Below are 16,542 nucleotides of genomic sequence, written 5' to 3'. Positions count from 1 at the left end.
TGCCGATGCCCGTCCTTCACCTCGGCGCCACCGTCCTGTGCATGCACGCGGGCAACGCGGTGCCGACGATGCCGTTCCCGCGGGTCAGCGTGTCGGCGCAGCCGGTGGTGCAGGTGACCACGCCCTACGTGATTGCAGGCTGCACCCAGGCCAGCGTGCCGGCGCCGTTCTGCGCCACCGGACAGTGGGTCGTCGGTGCCACCCGCGTGCTCGCCGGTGGGCTGCCGCTCGCGATCGTCGGCGGTACCGCGCTGTGCGTCGCCACCGGCACCGGGATGCAGGCGGTCGCCAGCCAGACCCGCGTGCTGGCGACCTGAGGAGCGCGACATGGCCCATCTCGACTTCCCCTATCGCTTCGACGGCAGCGGCCGCACCGCCGGCACCGATGATGCCGACCATGTGCGCGACCTGATCGCACAGGTGCTGCTGACCGCGCCGGGCGAACGGGTGATGCGGCCGGACTTCGGCGCCGGCCTGCTGCAACTGGTGTTCGAGCCCAACAGCGTCGCGATCGCGGCGACCGCGCAGATGCTGGTGCAGTCCTCGCTGCAGCAGCACCTCTCGCACCTGATCGCGGTCGACGCGGTGCGCATCGGCAACGACGACGGCGCGTTGCGCGTCGACGTCGACTACCGCCTGCTGCGCGACGGCAGCGCCGCCAGCGCCGCGATCGACATTCCCGGAGGCGGCGCGCCATGAGGTACCACTGCTGCGATCCGCGCCGGCTCGAGGTGCTGCGCCGCTCCGGCAGCGACAACGCGATCGACTTCGTCGAAGTCCTCGACCGCGCCGCGCCTCCGGGCGTGCCACGCCAGCGCACGCTGTTCATGCGCCTGCTGCGCGACGGGTTCGCGCTCTCGCCGGAGAACCTGCGCATCGACGGCGGCGAACGCATCGCCAGCGTCGGCGTCGCCTGGTGCGCAGCGGCGGACGACCTGCCGGCCGAGGCGGAAGCAGGCCTGGCGGACGGCGTCGACGATCCCGCGCGCACCCTGGTCGTGCGCACCGACAGCGAAGGCGATTTCTCGCGCTACACACTGGCACTGGTGGCCAACTCCGGCGACGACGCACCGCCACCCGGCTTCGACCCGCTGCTGTCGCGGATCGAGTTCTCGTTCAAGGTCGAATGCCCGTCGGATTTCGACTGCGCGCAGTCGCTGCCCTGCCCGGCCGAGGCGACCGCCGCACCCGACATCGATTATCTCGCCCGGGACTACCCCGGCTTCCGCCGCCTGATGCTCGACCGCATGGACCTGCTGGTGCCCGGCTGGCGCGAGCGCTCGGCGGCGGACCTCGGCGTCACCCTGGTCGAACTGCTCGCCTATGCCGCCGACAACCTGTCCTACCGCCAGGACGCGGTGGCGAACGAGGCCTACCTGTCCACCGCGCGCCGCCGCAGTTCGGTGCGCCGCCACGCGCGCCTGGTCGATTACCACCTGCACGATGGCTGCAACGCACGCACCTGGGTGCAGGTGCGGCTCGCCGAAGGCAACGGCGACGTGGTGCTGGCGCGCGGCACGCGGCTGCTGACGCGGGTGCCCGGCGTCGGCGCGGTGATCGAACCCGGCAGCCGCGATGCGCGCCAGGCGATGGCCGCGGCGCCCGTGGTCTTCGAAACGGCGCATACGGCCACCCTGCATGCCGACTGCAACGAACTGGGGTTCTACACCTGGGGGGACGCCGGCTGCTGCCTGCCACGCGGTGCCACCGCTGCGACGCTACGTGGGCGCCCGCCACTGGCGCCCGGCGACGTGCTGGTGTTCGTCGAAACGCGCAGCCCGACGACGCTGTCCGAACACGATGCCGATCGCAGCCACCGCTGGGCGGTGCGGCTGACCGTGGTCGACGACACCGCCATCGATCCATCCGGCGGTCTGTTCGAAGAGCCCGCGGTCGATGAACCGCGCGAAGTCACCCGCATCGAGTGGGCGCCAGCCGACGCGCTGCCGTTCCCGCTGTGCCTCGGCGTCGAGTCGCATCCGGAACTGGTGTTCGCGGTCGCACGCGGCAACATCGTGCTCGCCGACCACGGCCACACGCTGCCGGACGAGGCGCTTCCCGTCGTGCCCGATACGGTGCGCCGCTACGCGCCGGGCGCGCGGCAAGTCGATCGCTGCGGCGCGCGCGAACAGGTGCCCGTACCCGTACGCTACCGGCCCTGGCTGGCGTCGCAGCCGGTCACGCAGGGGTTCGAACTGGCGGCCCTGCTGGCCACGCCACCGGACGACAGGGACCATCCGTTCTGGCCTGCGAGCCAGCTGTTGCCGCTCGATCCACGGCATGCGCTGCCGCGGATCGCCCTGCTGGAAGATGTCCCGCAGTCGCCGCCGTGGTCCCCGCGCCGCGACCTGCTCGGCAGCGACGCCGCCGCGCCGCACTTCGTGGTCGAGACCGAGCACGACGGCCGTACCCGCCTGCGCTTCGGCGACGACCGCCACGGCCAGCGTCCCAATCCCGGCACCCGCCTGCACGCACGCTATCGCGTGGGCAACGGCGTGGCCGGCAACATCGGCGCCGATGCGCTCGCGCACCTCGTGTTCGATCCGGCCCTGTATGCCGATGATCCCGGCGCGCTGCCCGACCCGACCGCCATCGTCGGGATCGGCAATCCGATGCCGGCCACCGGCGGCACCGCGCCCGAGGACGTGGAAGCCGCGCGCCGCGACGCGCCGCACGCGTTCCGCACCCAGGAACGCGCGGTCACCGCCGCCGACTACGCCGCCGTCAGCGAGCGCAGCGCCGAGGTCGACCGCGCCGCGGCGACCTTCCGCTGGACCGGCAGCTGGTACAGCGTGTTCGTCAGCGCCGACCGGCCCGGCGACGCGGCGGTCGACGCAGCGTTCCACACCCGCCTGCGCCGTCACCTCGAACGCTACCGCATGGCCGGCTACGACGTCGCCGTCGACGCGCCGCGGATGGTGCCGCTCGACCTCGCACTGCACGTCTGCGTGAAGCCCGGCTATTTCCGCAGCGACGTGCTGGCTGCAGTGGAACGCACGCTGGGCGCGCGCATGCACACCGACGGCAGCCGTGGCCTGTTCCATCCCGACCATTTCAGTTTCGGCGACCCGGTGTACCTGAGCGCCGTCGTCGCCGCCGCGCAGGCGGTGACGGGCGTGGCCTCGGTGCGCGTCGACCGCTTCCGCCGCCTGGTCAACGGCAGCCACGCCTCGCTCGAGGAAGGCGTGATCCGGCTCGACCGGCTCGAGATCGCCCAGCTTGCGAACAATCCCAACTTCCGCGAACGCGGAAAGCTGTCGCTGTCGGCGGGAGGCGGACAATGAGCGCACTGCGTCCTGATGCGAAGGCCGGCAGCGTCGCGCTGCCGCCGGGCAGCGAGGCCTGTGGCTGCTGCGAGGGCATCGACGCCGCCACCCCGCAGGCGCACGCGAACCGCCACGGGCTGGATGCCGTGGCCTACCGGATCGGTCGCCATCCCGATTTCCGTTCGAGCCTGGTCGACGGCCTGTCCGACTCGAGCCTGTTGCCCGATCCGCCGGATCCGGACAGCAGCCCGCTGTCGAACCTGCTCACCCGCGACCGCGACGATTTCACCCTCGGCCTGATCGACGCCTTCGCCTGCAGCGCCGACGTGCTCGCGTTCTACCAGGAGCGCATCGCCAACGAATCCTGGCTGCGCACCGCGACCGAACGCGTCTCGCTGCAGGAGATGGGCCGGCTGATCGGCTACCGCCTGCGGCCCGGAATCGCTGCAGAAACGTGGCTGGCCTTCACCCTGGAACCGCCGCGCGAGCCGCCACCGGGCGCTCCGCGGGAACCGGGGATGTTCGTCACCGGCATCCCGGCCGAGGTGCGGCTCGATGCCGGACTCAAGGTGCAGAGCGTGCCCGGGCCGGACGAGAAGCCGCAGACGTTCGAGACGGTGGAAGCGATCGCCGCGCGTCCGGAGTGGAGCGCGATGCGCCCCTGGCTGTCGCGTCCGCGGCTGCCGGCGATGGGCGACCGATCGCTGTGGCTGCAGGGCGTCGCCACCGGCCTGAAGCCCGGCGATGCGCTGCTGGTCGTCGGCAGCGAATTCGACGCCAACCCCGCCAGCAACCGCTGGGATTTCCGCATCCTGAGCGAAGTTCTGCCCGAACCGGAACACGACCGCACCCGGGTGTCGTGGAAACGCAGCCTGGGTTCGCTGTCGCCCGCGATGTCGCCCGCCGGCAACGACGTGCGCGTGTACGCACTGCGGCAGCGCGCGTCGGTGTTCGGACACAACGCGCCGATGTGGCGGACGATGCCGCTGGAGTTCCGCAACGCTTACAAAGGCCAGGCGCCGGTCTTCCTCAGGTCCGCGCATCGCATCGTCGGCGACGCCGAATACCACGATGCGGGCGGCTTCGAGCACGCCGGATTCTCCGCCACGCTCTCGATCGCGCACGAGGAGTGGCCCGATTTCATGGCCTCGCCCGCGGGTCCGACCGCGAACGGCGGCCACGTCGACCTCGACGCCGCCTATCCAGCGATCGCTCCCGGCGGTTACGCCGTGCTCGCCTACGGCGCCTACGACGCCGCAACCGAACCCGCGCCCGGCGACACTTATGTCGAGCTGTACCGTGTCGACGGCGCGAGCGAAGTCGCACGTGCGGAATTCGCGTTGTCGGGCAAGTCCACCCGGTTGCGCCTGGCGGGTGACCAGTACAGTCGCTTCAACGACAAGGTGCGCACGCTGAAGGTGTTCGCGCAGTCCGAGCCGCTCGCGCTGGCACAGGCGCCGGTCACCACGGCGGTCTCCGGCGACGCCATCCCGGTCGCCGTGGCGCCGGACGGGCTCCAGGCCGGCCGCCGCATCATCGTCCAGGGCATCACCGCCAGCGGCCAGCGCATCGTCCATCGCGCCACGCTCGCCGCCGCGGCGCGCAGCGACGGCGGCGGCGCCCTGCTCGACATCGACCCGCCGCTGCCCGCCGCGCTGCGACGCGATTCGGTCACCGTGCTCGCCAACGTCGCCGCCGCGCGGCACGGCGAAACCGTCGCCCAGGTGCTGGGGTCCGGCAGCGCCAGCGAGACGCACCAGTGCTTCGAGCTCAAGCAGGCGCCGCTTACCTGGCGCGCGGCCGCGAACGAACTCGGCGCCGCCAGCGAACTGACCGTGCGCGTCGGCGGCATCGAGTGGAAGCAACGCGACTCCCTGTATGACGCGAAACCGGGCGACCACGCCTACACGCTGCGCACCGACGAGGCCGGCCGTGACTGGCTGCAGTTCGGCGACGGCGAGCGCGGCGCGCGCCTGCCCAGCGGCAGCCAGAACGTGCGCGCCAGTTACCGCAAGGGCACCGGCGCCGAAGGCAACGTGCGCGCCGAAGCGCTGACCCAGCTGATGACGCGACCGCTCGGGGTGAAAGGCGTCGCCAACCCCGGGGCCGCGGAAGGCGGCACCGATCCGGAACCGGCCGCGCATGCGCGCAGCTCGATCCCGCTCGGCACGCGCACCCTGGGCCGGGTGGTGTCGGTGCTCGACTACGCCGACTTCGCGCGCGCCTACGCCGGCATCGCCAAGGCGCAGGCGCAGGTGCTGCAGCTCGCGCACGGACCGGTGATCGCGATCACCGTCGCCGGGCAGGACGGCGCGCGGCTCGCCGAGACCAACCCGGTGTGGGCCAACCTGCGCGACGCGCTCGCCGCCAGCGGCGACCCGCATGTCTCCGTGCGCCTGATGGGCTATGAGCCCGGCACCTTCCGGATCGGGTTGAAGGTGAAGTGCGATCCGGCCTTCGAGTCCGCCGCGGTGCTCGCCGCGGTCGACGCCGCCCTGCGCGACGCGTTCTCGTTCGACCGCCGCGAACTCGGGCAGCCGGTGCAGCAGTCCGAAGTGGTGTCGGTGGCGCACGCGGTACCGGGCGTGGTCGCGATCGACCTCGACCTGCTCTACGGCGGCACATCGCCCGGCGCCCAGACCGGGCGCTCGCGTCAGGTGCGGCTGCTGGCCTCGCGGATGCGGGTCGCCGGCGGCCTGCCGCGACCGGCCGAACTGCTGGTCCTGCACCCGGACCCATTGGCGCACCTGGAGACCATGCCATGAGCCTCGACGCGCAGCGCCTCTACGACCTGCTACCGGCCGTCCATCGCATCCGTGACGATGCCCTGGGTGAGCCGCTGCGGGCACTCGTGGCGCTGTTCGCGCGCGAGCTCGAGGCGCTGGAGGAAGACGTCGAGCAGCTCTACGACGACCAGTTCATCGAGACCTGCGCCGACTGGGTGGTGCCCTACATCGGCGACTTGATCGGCTACCGCCCACTCGCCGGCATCGCGGCCGACGTGTCCTCGCCGCGCGCGGAGGTGGCCAACACGATCGCCTACCGCCGCCGCAAGGGCACCGCGCTGATGCTGGAGCAACTGGCGCGCGACCTGCTCGGCCGGCCCGCGCACGTCGCCGAGTTCTTCGAGCAGCTGGCGACCACCCAGTACATGAAGCACCTGCGCCCGCATGCCGTGGCCAGCGCCGACCTGCGCTCGCAGCCGGCGATGCACACGCTCGGCGGCGCCTTCAACACCACCGCCCACACCCCCGACCTGCGCGCGCCCCAGGCCACGGCCGAACTCGGCGGCGGCCGCTACAACATTCCCAACATCGGCATCTTCGTGTGGCGCCTGCTGGCGTTGCCGCTCAGCGGCATCCCGCTGGTGCCGCACCCGGGCGACGCCGGCGGCACCCGCTTCCGGCTCAACCCGCTCGGCGCCGACCTGGCGCTGTTCCGGCAACCGCGCAGCGAGGATTCGATCGCCACCCTCAGCGCGCCGGTGCATGTGACCGCGCCCCTGGACGTGCGCGGCATGGCCGCGGCGGTGCGCGCGGCGCAGGACGCGGCCGATCCCGCCACGGTCGCCCACGACTACCGCCTCGGCGACAGCCTGGTGCTGCTGCGCCCGGGCGCCGAGGCCGACAGCTGGGAACCGGTGCCGGTGGCGGAGATCGTGATCGCCGACCTGCGCGACCTGCCGGGCAGCGACTGGAACCACCAGGACACGATTCCCGACGACCGCATCGCGATCGATCCCGAACGCGGCCGCGTGGTGCTGGGCGCGAACATCGAGGCCCCGCTGCGCGCCAGCTTCCACCACGGCTTCGCACGCATGCTCGGCGGCGGCGAGTACGAACGCGTGCCCGAGGGCGAGGCGCTCGCGCTGCAGCAGGAAGTCACGGCCGGCGAAGCGCTGCAGCCGCACCTGGATGCGATCGCCGCGGGCGGCCGCCTGCGCATCGGCGACAGCCTCAGCTACACCGCCCCCGCGACGCTGCAGGTGGACGCGCCCGCCGATCCCGACGACGACGCCACGGTGGTCGTCGCGGCCCGCAACGGCGCGCGCCCGCTGCTCGCCGCCCCCGGCGACATCACCCTCGACATCGGCGCCGGCGCGCACCTGGTGCTCGACGGCCTGGTGATCTCCGGCGGCGCGCTGGTGCTGCCCGACGCGGGCGACGATGCCACCCGCACCCTCGTCCTGCGCCACTGCACCCTGGTGCCGGGCCTGTCGCTGCTGCCCGATGGCAGCGCAGCCTCGCCCGGCGTGCCCAGCCTGGTGATCGAACATCCGTTCGCCAACGTCCAGCTCGAACACTGCATCACCGGCGGCCTGCGCGTGGTGGCGGGTGCGGAGGTCGAACTGGTCGACTGCATCGTCGATGCCGGCGCACCGACTGCCGTCGCCTACGCCGCACCGGACGACGTCTCCGCCGGTGGGGCCCTCACCGTGCGTGCCAGCACCCTGGTGGGCAAGCTCCACGCACGCACGATCGAACTGGCCACCGATACGATCTTCCATGCCGCGCTGAGCGAGGGCGACGACTGGCTCGCCCCCGTGCGCGCGCAGCGCACGCAACACGGCTGCGTGCGCTTCTGCTGGCTGCCGCCGGATTCGATCGCGCCGCGCCGCTATCGCTGCCTGCCCGACGAGGCGCGCCCGCGCGTGCGCCCGCACTTCAATGCGCTGCGCTACGGGCAGCCGGCGTACATGCAGCTGCGCGCCAGCACGCCCGCGGCGATCCTGCGCGGCGCCAGCGACGAGGGCGAGATCGGCGTGATGCACGCCCTCGCCCAGCCGCAGCGCGAAGCCAACCTGCGCATCCGCCTCGACGAATACCTGCGCCATGGATTGTGCGCAGGCCTGTTCCACGTCACCTGAACCTGCCTTCGCTGGAGTCGCCCCATGGCCACCGATCTGTCCCGCATCCGCCACGACCCGCTGCTCGACTGGTCCGGCGTGCAACTCAAGCAGGGCGGCGTGCTGCTCGATGCCGATGCCAACGAGCTGGTCGCCGTGCTCGACCGGCGCCTGCGTGCGCTCGCCAGCGACGTGCTCGGCCGCTCCACCGTATCGCAGACCACGCCCGACGCCTTCCGCATCACCGCGGCCGGCGGCGGCCTGCAAATCGGCCGCGGGCGCATGTACGTCGACGGCCTGCTCGCCGAGAACCACGGCGGCGGCGAGGCCGCGTTCGATCCGCTGCTGGCCGAACCCAACGCCGTCGATCCGCTCGACTACACGGCGCAGCCCTACCTGCCCTCGCCGCCCGACCTGCCCACCGCCGGCCGCCGCCTGGTCTATCTCGACGTGTGGAACCGCGAGGTCACCGCGCTCGAGAATCCGTCCCTGGTCGAAAGCGCGGTGGGCGTGGATGCCAGCTCGCGCCTGCAGACGGTGTGGCAGGTGCGGGTGCTGGATTCGCAACTCGACGCCGGCGCCAGCTGCGCCACCCCCGACGGCGAACTGCCAGGCTGGAGCGCGCTCACCGCCCCCAGCGAAGGCCGCCTGACCACCGGCACCTATGAGGTGCCGCCGCTCAGCGACCCCTGCGAGCTGCCACCCACCGGCGGCTACCGCGGCCTCGAGAACCAGCTCTACCGCGTCGAGATCCACGACCCCGGACTGCCCGGCGGCGGCGCCACCTTCAAGTGGTCGCGCGAGAACGCCAGCGTCGGCGCGCGCGTGGCCGCGTACATCTCGGCGAGCGAGCTGGAACTCGAAACCCTCGGCCGCGACGAGGTGCTGGGCCTGCGCGACGGCGACTGGGTGGAGATCCTCGACGACGTGCGCGAGTTCGCGCAGGCGTCCGGCGAGATCCGCCGCATCTCGATCGACGATCCCGGCAACCGCCGCATCAGCTTCGCCCCCGCGCTGCCCGCCGGCATGCTGCCGCCCGCCTTTCCCGACGACGCCCTGCCCGCCCAGCGCAACCTGCGCGTGCGCCGCTGGGACCAGGGTGGCAAGGTGTTCCGCGTCACCGGCACCGGCACCACCGCGCAACTGCAGGACCTCGATGCACCGGGTTCGACCGGACTGATCGACGTGCCCGCCGCCGGCACCGAGCTGATCCTGGAAAACGGCGTCACCGTGTCCTTCGCCAGCGCCGGCACGAATGGTTTCAAGCGCGGCGACTGGTGGACCTTCGCCGCCCGCACCGCCGATGCCAGCGTGGAACCGCTCGACGCCGCACCGCCGCGCGGCACCCACCACCACTACGCACGCCTGGGCATCTGGGACATCGCCTCCGGCAGCGTCAGCGACTGCCGCACGCCGTGGCCACCCGGCGGCGGCGACGATTGCGGTTGCAGCCAGTGCGTCACCCCCGAATCGCATGCCAGCGGCCAGCTCACCATCCAGGCCGCCGTCGACCGCCTGCGCGACCGCGGCGGCACCGTGTGCCTCACCCCGGGCAACTACGCCCTGGGCGAGCCGGTGTTCCTGCGCGGCGCGCGCGCGATCACCATCCGCGGCCAGGGCGCGACCACCATCGTCACCGCCGCCGGGTCGGCCTTCGTGGTCGAGGCCGGCATGGCGATCTGCATCGAGAAGCTCTCGGTGCTCTCCGCCGGCCTGGAATCGGCGATCCGCATCCAGACCGCGCTCGGCGTCACCCTGCGCGAGCTGATCGTGTTCGCCTTCGACGGCATCCGCGACCGCCGCAGCGCCGCGGTGGCGCTGTCGGGCCTGTGCGCGGGGATCACGCTCCGCGACAACCTGTTCGTCGCCCCCGATGGCGTCCGCACCGAGACCGCCAACGAAGGCGGCCCCGCCTTCGCCCTGCTCGGCGCGCTGGCGATCGAACACAACATCCTCGCCTGCCAGCGCAACGGCATCGTCTTCGACGGCAGCGTCGGCCACCTGTGGGACAGCCGCATCGGCGACAACCAGTTCACCGGCTGCCCCTCGCACGGCATCCGGGTGCTCGGCCTGGCCACCGCGGGCAGCTCCCTGCGCGTGGAAGGCAACAACCTCGGCCTCACCGGCCACGGCATCGTCTGCGGCACCGGCAACACCTGGATCGACAGCAACCGCGTGCACGGCACCGGCGACACCCCGCATGTGGACGGCAACGACGGCATCGCCCTGGTGCCCGGGCTGGACCGCGCCGGCGCGGCGCAGGTGCACGTGCTGGCCAACCAGGTCAGCGGCTTCCGCAACACCGGCATCGCCATCCGCGCGCGCATCGGCGACCTGATCGCCAAGCTCAACGTGGTGCGCGACTGCGGCAACGGCATCGTGATGGCCGAAGACGCCGAATCGGACTCCGCCAGCATCGAGAACAACCACGTGCGCGACATCACCGGCGCGCCCGGCGATGCCGACCGCGCGATCGTCGCCGGCATCTCGGTGCTGCGCACCGCCGCCGCCACCATCGCCGGCAACCAGGTGCGCGACATCGCCCGCAACGCGCAGCAGCGCATCTCGCTGTCGGCCGGCATCGTCGCCACCGGCGTCACCCGCTCGCGCATCCACGGCAACGAGGTGAGCGGCATCGGCCCGGTGGGCGACTTCAACGGCGCCGGCGTGGGCCTGCTGGTACAGGCCCCGCTCGACCGCACCGAGATCGCCCACAACCAGGTGCAGCGCGACGACCAGACCCAGGCCGGCAGCGGCGCCTGGTACGCCCTGCTGGTGGGCGGCGTGGCCTCGCGCGGGGTCAACGACGCCGGCGTCGTAGCCGACCTCGACCTCACCGCCGCCGCCGCGGCCGTGCACCACACCGTCAACGTCTCCACCGTGCGCCTCGACACGCGCCGCACCCTGGTGCTGTCCGGCGACCGCGCCTACATCGCCACCGCCGCCACCGACCTGCTCGCCGCCTCGGTGCTGGCGCGCGGCTCGGTGGCCACCGTGATCGGCAACATGCTGCTCGCGCGCGGCGGCTCGGTGGCGGTGGAAGTGCGCGCCGGCGGCGAGATCATGTTCAGCGACAACTGCTGCGAACTGTTCGACAACGCGCAGAACCCCGCCGTGCGCCTGGTCGCCCCGGTGCTGGTGCTCAACGCCAACCGCGTGCGCAGCGTCACCAAGCCCACCGTGCAGTTGGTCAGCCAGTCCGTGGCCGCCCTCGGCAACATCACCACGAACGGCATCGAACCGCTGCCCTCGCAGTGGCACCCGTTCAACATCAACGCCTGAAGGAGCCTCCCATGCGATTCCTCGTGATCAAGCAGGACACCTCGCTGCAGGCGCTCACCGCCCAGTTGGTGAAGGAGGGCGACCACGCCCCCGCCGCGCTCGACCGCCTGCGCGCCCTCAACCCCCACCTCGACCTGCAGCGCGTGGGCAAGGGCGCCGTGCTGCTGCTGCCCGACTCGCCCGGCTACCAGGCCGAAGGCAAAAAGGCCGGCGACGACGGCTTCGACCTCTTCGCCAAAGAGGTGACCACCGCCCTGCGCGACGGCACCACCCGCGCCACCGACGCCCTGGCCGCGAACGAAGCGCAGGAGAAAGAGTTCAACAAGCTGTTCAAGAGCGCCGCGATCCGAAAGCTGTCCGACGAGGACACGGCGCTGCGCGGACGGCTGGACACGGTGGCCACCCGCGCAAGCTCGGCGGCGAAGGTGTCGAAGGAGGTGGCGCCGCAGTTGGAGGCGTTGAAGAAGGGGGCGGCGGAGGAGTTGAAGAAGTTGCGGGGGTTGTTGGGGTGAAAGGTCCGGGCTATGCCAAGCCGGCTAAGAAGTGGTCCCGGAAATTTGAACAGTCCGATAGGTGGATGTCCTGCTCACTGAGGCGATGATGATCGCCATACGAGGAGCAGATCATGGCAAGACGACCCCGCCGCAATCACTCACCGGCCTTCAAGGGCAAAGTGGCGCTGGCCGCCGTGCGCGGCGACAGGACGCTGGCCGAACTGGCCCAGCAGTTCGACGTCCACCCCAACCAGATCACGCAGTGGCGCAGCCAGTTGCTGGACAACGCGGTCGGCGTGTTCGGTGCGCCGACTGAAGCGGGTCCACCACCGGTGGATCTGAAGGCGTTGCACGCCAAGATCGGGGAATTGACGTTGGAGAACGATTTTTTAGAAGGCGCGCTCACCAAAGCGGGTTTGCTGAGCGCAAAGCGATGATCGACCGCAGCCATCCCTTGCCATTGAGCCGGCAGGCCGAGGCGGTGGGCATCGGCCGGGGGAGCGTGTACTACCTGCCACGGCCGGTGCCACCGGAGGATCTGACGCTGATGCGCCGCATCGATGAGCTGCACCTGGAACTGCCGTTTGCCGGCAGCCGGATGCTGCGCGACCTGTTGAAACAGGAAGGCGTTGCCGTCGGCCGCAAGCACGTGGCCACGTTGATGCGGCGGATGGGCATCGAAGCGCTGTACCGCAAGCCCAACACCAGCCGCAAGCACCCCCGGCACAAGATCTACCCGTACCTGCTGCGAGGCCTGAAGATCGACCGGCCCAACCAGGTCTGGGCCATGGACATCAGCTACCTCCCGATGGCCCGGGGCTTCGTCTATCTGGCCGCTGTGCTCGACTGGTACAGCCGTCGGGTGCTGGCCTGGCGGGTCTCGATCACGATGGACACGGACTTCTGCATCGAGGCGGTCGAGGAGGCCATCGTGCGCCACGGCACGCCGGAGATCTTCAATACCGACCAGGGCAGCCAGTTCACCGGCCAGGCCTTCACTGATCTATTGAAGCGGCACGAGATCGCCATCAGCATGGACGGCAAGGGCTGCTGGCGCGACAACGTGTTCATCGAACGGCTGTGGAAGTCGGTCAAGTACGAGGAGGTCTATCTGCACGCCTACGACAGCGTCAGCCATGCCAGGGCATCGTTGGCTCGCTACTTCGACTTCTACAATCATCGTAGACCGCACACTGCGCTTGATCGGAAGACGCCCGATCAGGTCTACTTCAACCAACCGCTGCCTCTGCCGAAGGCCGCTTGAACCGGCAGGCGATCCACTTATCGAACCCGGCTAGGCTGTTCAAACGAGTGGGGCCAGCTCTGTACCTGCCGAAGCGCACTAGTCTGGCGCGCACCAACCAGGCCATTGAGATCGCGTCACGCATAACTCAACACACGAGCGAGGAAGCGACGTGGCTACAAGACCTCGATCGAAAGCTTACACAAACTCTCAGGGGTGTTGCACTTGGCGTGTTAATTTACCAGTGATCAGCAGGGGGGCGAGACTTTAATCTTGTATTGCTGTTACAACGTCACGCTCCAGGTAGACGTACCGACCAAGCCCGTAAACCCATTGCTCTTGATCAGCGCTCCGCAAAGCCGTCCTGTTTACGCTTTCTGGTGCACCCCAACTCATCAGGAGCTGCTCTGCGTTCATTCCAACGTACGCGCGAGAATCCCTAATCGCACCCCATGCTCTCTCCGACCACTTATAAATCGATCTCGGATCTTGGTCGAAGAACTTGCCATCGAAGGTCGAACCTCGAAGGCTGAGACTATGAGAGTTTAACGATGTCATTTGGAGGTCAATGAATCCCTCCACACCATCGTCTGTGGCAACAATTAATCGGCTTGGCGCTCTTGAGTTTTGGCTAGCAACAATTTGTCTTACCGTGACGCCGGAGAATCTTGGCACACTAACACTGGAAGTGTTACCCGCCTCGTCTAGGACACCCAAACCTGACGTATTGAGCCAGAGACGCTTGCCCAGGTATGAACGACGAGCTTCATCAATGTCTCTTAGGAAAGCAATATCATCAAATCCAGATTGGCCATATGAGTGAATGTCAAACATAGAGCCGTCATCCATTCGGACTCGGACCGCCCTGTGACTGTGCTCATCCGCTACTACAGCTTGGACAACGCCAGTTTTCCCGACGCCTTCTTCGTATTTGATTCCTCTTCGTCCGGCACGCTCTGAGGGCTTGATGAATTGATATCCATACTCCTGATGTGCCTTGGGCTTTGGCAGAATCATTAGCCTTTCGCCAATCAAGCACTGTGCCGCTACTCTACGGGCCGTGAGGTCGCTGCATTCTTCTGCGGCTTTCGTGGGCCTTCCAATGGCCCCGGATCTCACGTAATCACCACTAGTTGCTTGAAGTAGGACAGCAATCGCTAGCGCAAGCTCCTTCATCGGGGTTCCTTAAGACTGGCCAAATTGTAGAACGAGCGCCCAACACCTTATGTCTGAATTAGCCGATCCGAGAAGCGGATTCGGCTTGAATGAACTTTTAGGCCATCTGCGGGACAGTGACGCCGTTGGCCTTTAGTACGTCTAATATTACGGTTGAGCGATAAAAGTATGACAAACCCGAGTGCTGTCCGAGATCAGCTTGTAGGTGTCCCGCATTGATGCCTACCAACTTTCCGATGCGGGAGCCATCTTTCCCCATGAAACGTTTGGCTGGAGCGTATACCGGACTGCCAGATGCACCGCCATGCGAAAAGACTTCATAGGCAATGCAGTGCCCAGCTGGTTTGCTGTTGAGAGAGAACTCAAACCGCGGATCGGAAGCAATCCTGCCACCACGAACAAGCGGACGCTCGGAAAGCTTGTCATGCTCGTTGGGGAAGCCCGCAAACGCAACGACATCAAATGGCTTGAGTGCCCTTACATAACCATCGTCGGCGAGATCTTCCAACGCGTAATGGTAAAAGATCTTGAGGCTTGCCATGTTCTCAACTGGCTCGCAGCGAGGATTGATAATGACCGCGACATCATCGAGTGGATCTTTAGGCACGCTAATCACAGCATCCGGATCAAGTGCAAAGCGATAAATTGAATCGTCGTCTCGCCTGCCAGTGACCAGAACTCTGACAAGCTTGAAACTCTTGTATTTGCTTGTGGAATCTTTGTAGGCCAGGTCAATGACATGGCGATTTGTGACCAATGCAAAGCCTTCGACGCCGACAGCGACGACAAATGCTGTTCCCTGCACGGCCTTAGTCGTTCCGATTTCATCAGCAAAGGATGCGACAACCTTGTAGGCGCTGTAGAGAAATTCTTTCGGTAGATCAGAGAACATGAGGATGGCCTAGTGCCTGAATTTAGCCGCCCCGCAAAGCGGGTTCGGCCTGACTGGATTGTTGGGCGCCAAATGCCTCAGGCTTGATGCTCGTGTGCGGCATATGAAGATCCTTCTTATCGCCGTTGTTGAGCTGAACCGTGGCACGGAAGCCAAGATCGTTGTCAGGCCCTGTCGTGCGGATCAGCGAGATGATCTCACCAGGCCCCCAGAGTGCGTGCACGATTCTTACCCCAATATCAAACGACGTCTCGCCAATGGAGGTTAGCTCAACTGTCCAAGCATCAGCGCCCGGAACGAGCCTAATCGCATCCTCCTTGGCTTTTCGCATTGCCTCATCTTTTGTTTCTGCAGCAACCTCGACCTCAACATGCTGTCGAAGCTCAACATTTGCTTTGAAGTATTTGGTCACGTGGATGCCTCAATTGGTGCCTAACGTCAGAACTAAGCCGACTCCAAGCGCGTAGCGATTGGGGTTCGGCTTGAATGAATTGTTAGGCCGTGGTCAAAGACGCTATACGTCAATGGTGTGAGTCCGACGTCCCCCCGGTTTTGAGTAGCGCGGCGATTTGGAGTCCAATCCCCCAGAGCAAGGAGATTGGACGTGAAGAAGCGCTTTTCCGAAGAGCAGATCATCGGCTTCCTGCGTGAGGCCGAGGCGGGGCTGCCGGTCAAGGAGCTATGCCGCAAGCACGGCTTCAGCGAGGCCTCCTACTACCTGTGGCGCAGCAAGTTCGGCGGCATGAGCGTGCCCGACGCCAAGCGCCTGAAGGAGCTCGAGACGGAGAACACCCGGCTGAAGAAGCTGCTGGCCGAGCAGGTGCTCGAGAACGAGGTGATCAAGGACGTCCTGCGAAAAAAGTGGTGAGCGCACCGGCCCGTCGGGAGCAGGTGCGTTACATGGTGAGCAAGGGTTTGAGCGAGCGCCGGGCGCTGGCGGTGGTGCGGATGAGCGCCAGCGCGCTGCGTTATGCACCGCGTCCGGACAGGAACGTGGAGGTCCGAGCGAGCATCCTGGCCCTGGCGCAGCGACACAAGCGCTACGGCGTCGGAATGATCCACCTCAAGCTTCGCCAGGAGGGACAGTTCGTGAACTACAAGCGTGTCGAGCGGCTGTATCGGCAAGAGCGGCTGCAGGTGCGCCGTCGCAAGCGCAAGAAGGTACTGGTGGGTGAGCGACAGCCGTTGCTGCGACCGACCCGGGCCAACGAGGTCTGGTCGATGGACTTCGTGTTCGACCGGACGGCCGACGGCCGGGTGATCAAGTGCCTGGTGATCGTGGACGATGCCACGCACGAACCGGTGGCGATCGAGGTCGAGCGGGCGATCTGTGGAAACGGCGT

Annotated in this window: 11 protein-coding genes and 1 pseudogene; 9 read left to right on the top strand and 3 right to left on the bottom strand. The window is 68.0% G+C overall.

Going from position 1 to position 16,542, the window contains the following annotated elements; all coding sequences use genetic code 11:
• Nucleotides 1-5 precede the first annotated feature (5 nt).
• From JMO03_RS08555 to JMO03_RS08520, 8 genes are all read left to right on the top strand, one after another.
• A complete protein-coding gene (locus tag JMO03_RS08555; protein ID WP_238346014.1) occupies nucleotides 6-317 on the top strand; it encodes a hypothetical protein in 312 nt (103 codons plus the stop codon).
• Nucleotides 318-327: 10 nt separating this feature from the next.
• Nucleotides 328-699, top strand: coding sequence for a GPW/gp25 family protein (locus JMO03_RS08550; protein WP_202842466.1), 372 nt, complete (start codon nucleotides 328-330; stop codon nucleotides 697-699).
• Nucleotides 696-3,284 (top strand): putative baseplate assembly protein, encoded by a 2,589-nt coding sequence (locus JMO03_RS08545; RefSeq protein WP_202842465.1) that lies wholly within the window; start codon nucleotides 696-698, stop codon nucleotides 3,282-3,284. The genes JMO03_RS08550 and JMO03_RS08545 overlap by 4 nt, the downstream gene beginning before the upstream one ends.
• Complete coding sequence (locus tag JMO03_RS08540) at nucleotides 3,281-6,031, top strand: putative baseplate assembly protein (protein ID WP_202842464.1); 2,751 nt, start codon at nucleotides 3,281-3,283, stop codon at nucleotides 6,029-6,031. Before JMO03_RS08545 ends, JMO03_RS08540 begins: the two co-directional genes overlap by 4 nt.
• Nucleotides 6,028-8,133 carry a hypothetical protein gene (locus JMO03_RS08535; protein ID WP_202842462.1) on the top strand — a complete coding sequence of 702 codons (2,106 nt, stop codon included), beginning with the start codon at nucleotides 6,028-6,030 and terminating at the stop codon, nucleotides 8,131-8,133. The genes JMO03_RS08540 and JMO03_RS08535 overlap by 4 nt, the downstream gene beginning before the upstream one ends.
• A 24-nt stretch (nucleotides 8,134-8,157) precedes the next feature.
• On the top strand, nucleotides 8,158-11,394 hold the full coding sequence (locus tag JMO03_RS08530) for a DUF6519 domain-containing protein (RefSeq protein ID WP_202842461.1): 3,237 nt from the start codon (nucleotides 8,158-8,160) through the stop codon (nucleotides 11,392-11,394).
• An 11-nt stretch (nucleotides 11,395-11,405) separates the two neighbouring features.
• Nucleotides 11,406-11,906: a hypothetical protein gene (locus JMO03_RS08525; protein ID WP_202842460.1), complete on the top strand. Its 501-nt coding sequence runs from the start codon at nucleotides 11,406-11,408 to the stop codon at nucleotides 11,904-11,906.
• A gap of 113 nt (nucleotides 11,907-12,019) precedes the next feature.
• Nucleotides 12,020-13,152 (top strand): IS3 family transposase gene (locus JMO03_RS08520; RefSeq protein WP_202842459.1). Its coding sequence is split into 2 segments (ribosomal slippage): nucleotides 12,020-12,281 and nucleotides 12,281-13,152, totalling 1,134 coding nucleotides; the frame shifts between segments, so codons are not numbered across the junction.
• Nucleotides 13,153-13,398: 246 nt separating this feature from the next.
• Here the strand turns inward: JMO03_RS08520 and JMO03_RS08515 are convergent.
• The 3 genes from JMO03_RS08515 to JMO03_RS08505 all read right to left on the bottom strand — a co-directional run bounded on the left by JMO03_RS08515 (nucleotide 13,399) and on the right by JMO03_RS08505 (nucleotide 15,611).
• A complete protein-coding gene (locus JMO03_RS08515; RefSeq protein ID WP_202842458.1) occupies nucleotides 13,399-14,307 on the bottom strand; it encodes a hypothetical protein in 909 nt (302 codons plus the stop codon).
• Nucleotides 14,308-14,404: 97 nt separating this feature from the next.
• Nucleotides 14,405-15,199 carry a hypothetical protein gene (locus JMO03_RS08510; RefSeq protein WP_202842457.1) on the bottom strand — a complete coding sequence of 265 codons (795 nt, stop codon included), beginning with the start codon at nucleotides 15,197-15,199 and terminating at the stop codon, nucleotides 14,405-14,407.
• Between the two features lie 22 nt (nucleotides 15,200-15,221).
• The gene (locus JMO03_RS08505; RefSeq protein ID WP_202842455.1) at nucleotides 15,222-15,611 is read right to left on the bottom strand and encodes a PHP domain-containing protein; all 390 of its coding nucleotides are present in this window, start codon (nucleotides 15,609-15,611) and stop codon (nucleotides 15,222-15,224) included.
• A 192-nt stretch (nucleotides 15,612-15,803) separates the two neighbouring features.
• Here JMO03_RS08505 and JMO03_RS08500 point away from each other — a divergent pair.
• Nucleotides 15,804-16,542: pseudogene (locus tag JMO03_RS08500) on the top strand (IS3 family transposase); the annotation flags it as partial.

It is taken from the genome of Luteimonas saliphila, assembly GCF_016774335.1.
In the GTDB taxonomy this organism is placed as follows: Bacteria; Pseudomonadota; Gammaproteobacteria; order Xanthomonadales; family Xanthomonadaceae; genus Luteimonas; species Luteimonas saliphila.
The sequence above is the reverse complement of the archived record's forward strand: the minus strand, read 5'-3'. Positions and strand labels throughout refer to the sequence as shown.

Bases quoted from the DNA above. Each gene is read 5' to 3' on its own strand.
- JMO03_RS08555 (WP_238346014.1), top strand. From the start codon at position 6: ATGCCCGTCCTTCACCTCGGCGCCACCGTCCTGTGCATGCACGCGGGC.
- JMO03_RS08550 (WP_202842466.1), top strand. From the start codon at position 328: ATGGCCCATCTCGACTTCCCCTATCGCTTCGACGGCAGCGGCCGCACC.
- JMO03_RS08545 (WP_202842465.1), top strand. From the start codon at position 696: ATGAGGTACCACTGCTGCGATCCGCGCCGGCTCGAGGTGCTGCGCCGC.
- JMO03_RS08540 (WP_202842464.1), top strand. From the start codon at position 3,281: ATGAGCGCACTGCGTCCTGATGCGAAGGCCGGCAGCGTCGCGCTGCCG.
- JMO03_RS08535 (WP_202842462.1), top strand. From the start codon at position 6,028: ATGAGCCTCGACGCGCAGCGCCTCTACGACCTGCTACCGGCCGTCCAT.
- JMO03_RS08530 (WP_202842461.1), top strand. From the start codon at position 8,158: ATGGCCACCGATCTGTCCCGCATCCGCCACGACCCGCTGCTCGACTGG.
- JMO03_RS08525 (WP_202842460.1), top strand. From the start codon at position 11,406: ATGCGATTCCTCGTGATCAAGCAGGACACCTCGCTGCAGGCGCTCACC.
- JMO03_RS08515 (WP_202842458.1), bottom strand. From the start codon at position 14,307: ATGAAGGAGCTTGCGCTAGCGATTGCTGTCCTACTTCAAGCAACTAGT.
- JMO03_RS08510 (WP_202842457.1), bottom strand. From the start codon at position 15,199: ATGTTCTCTGATCTACCGAAAGAATTTCTCTACAGCGCCTACAAGGTT.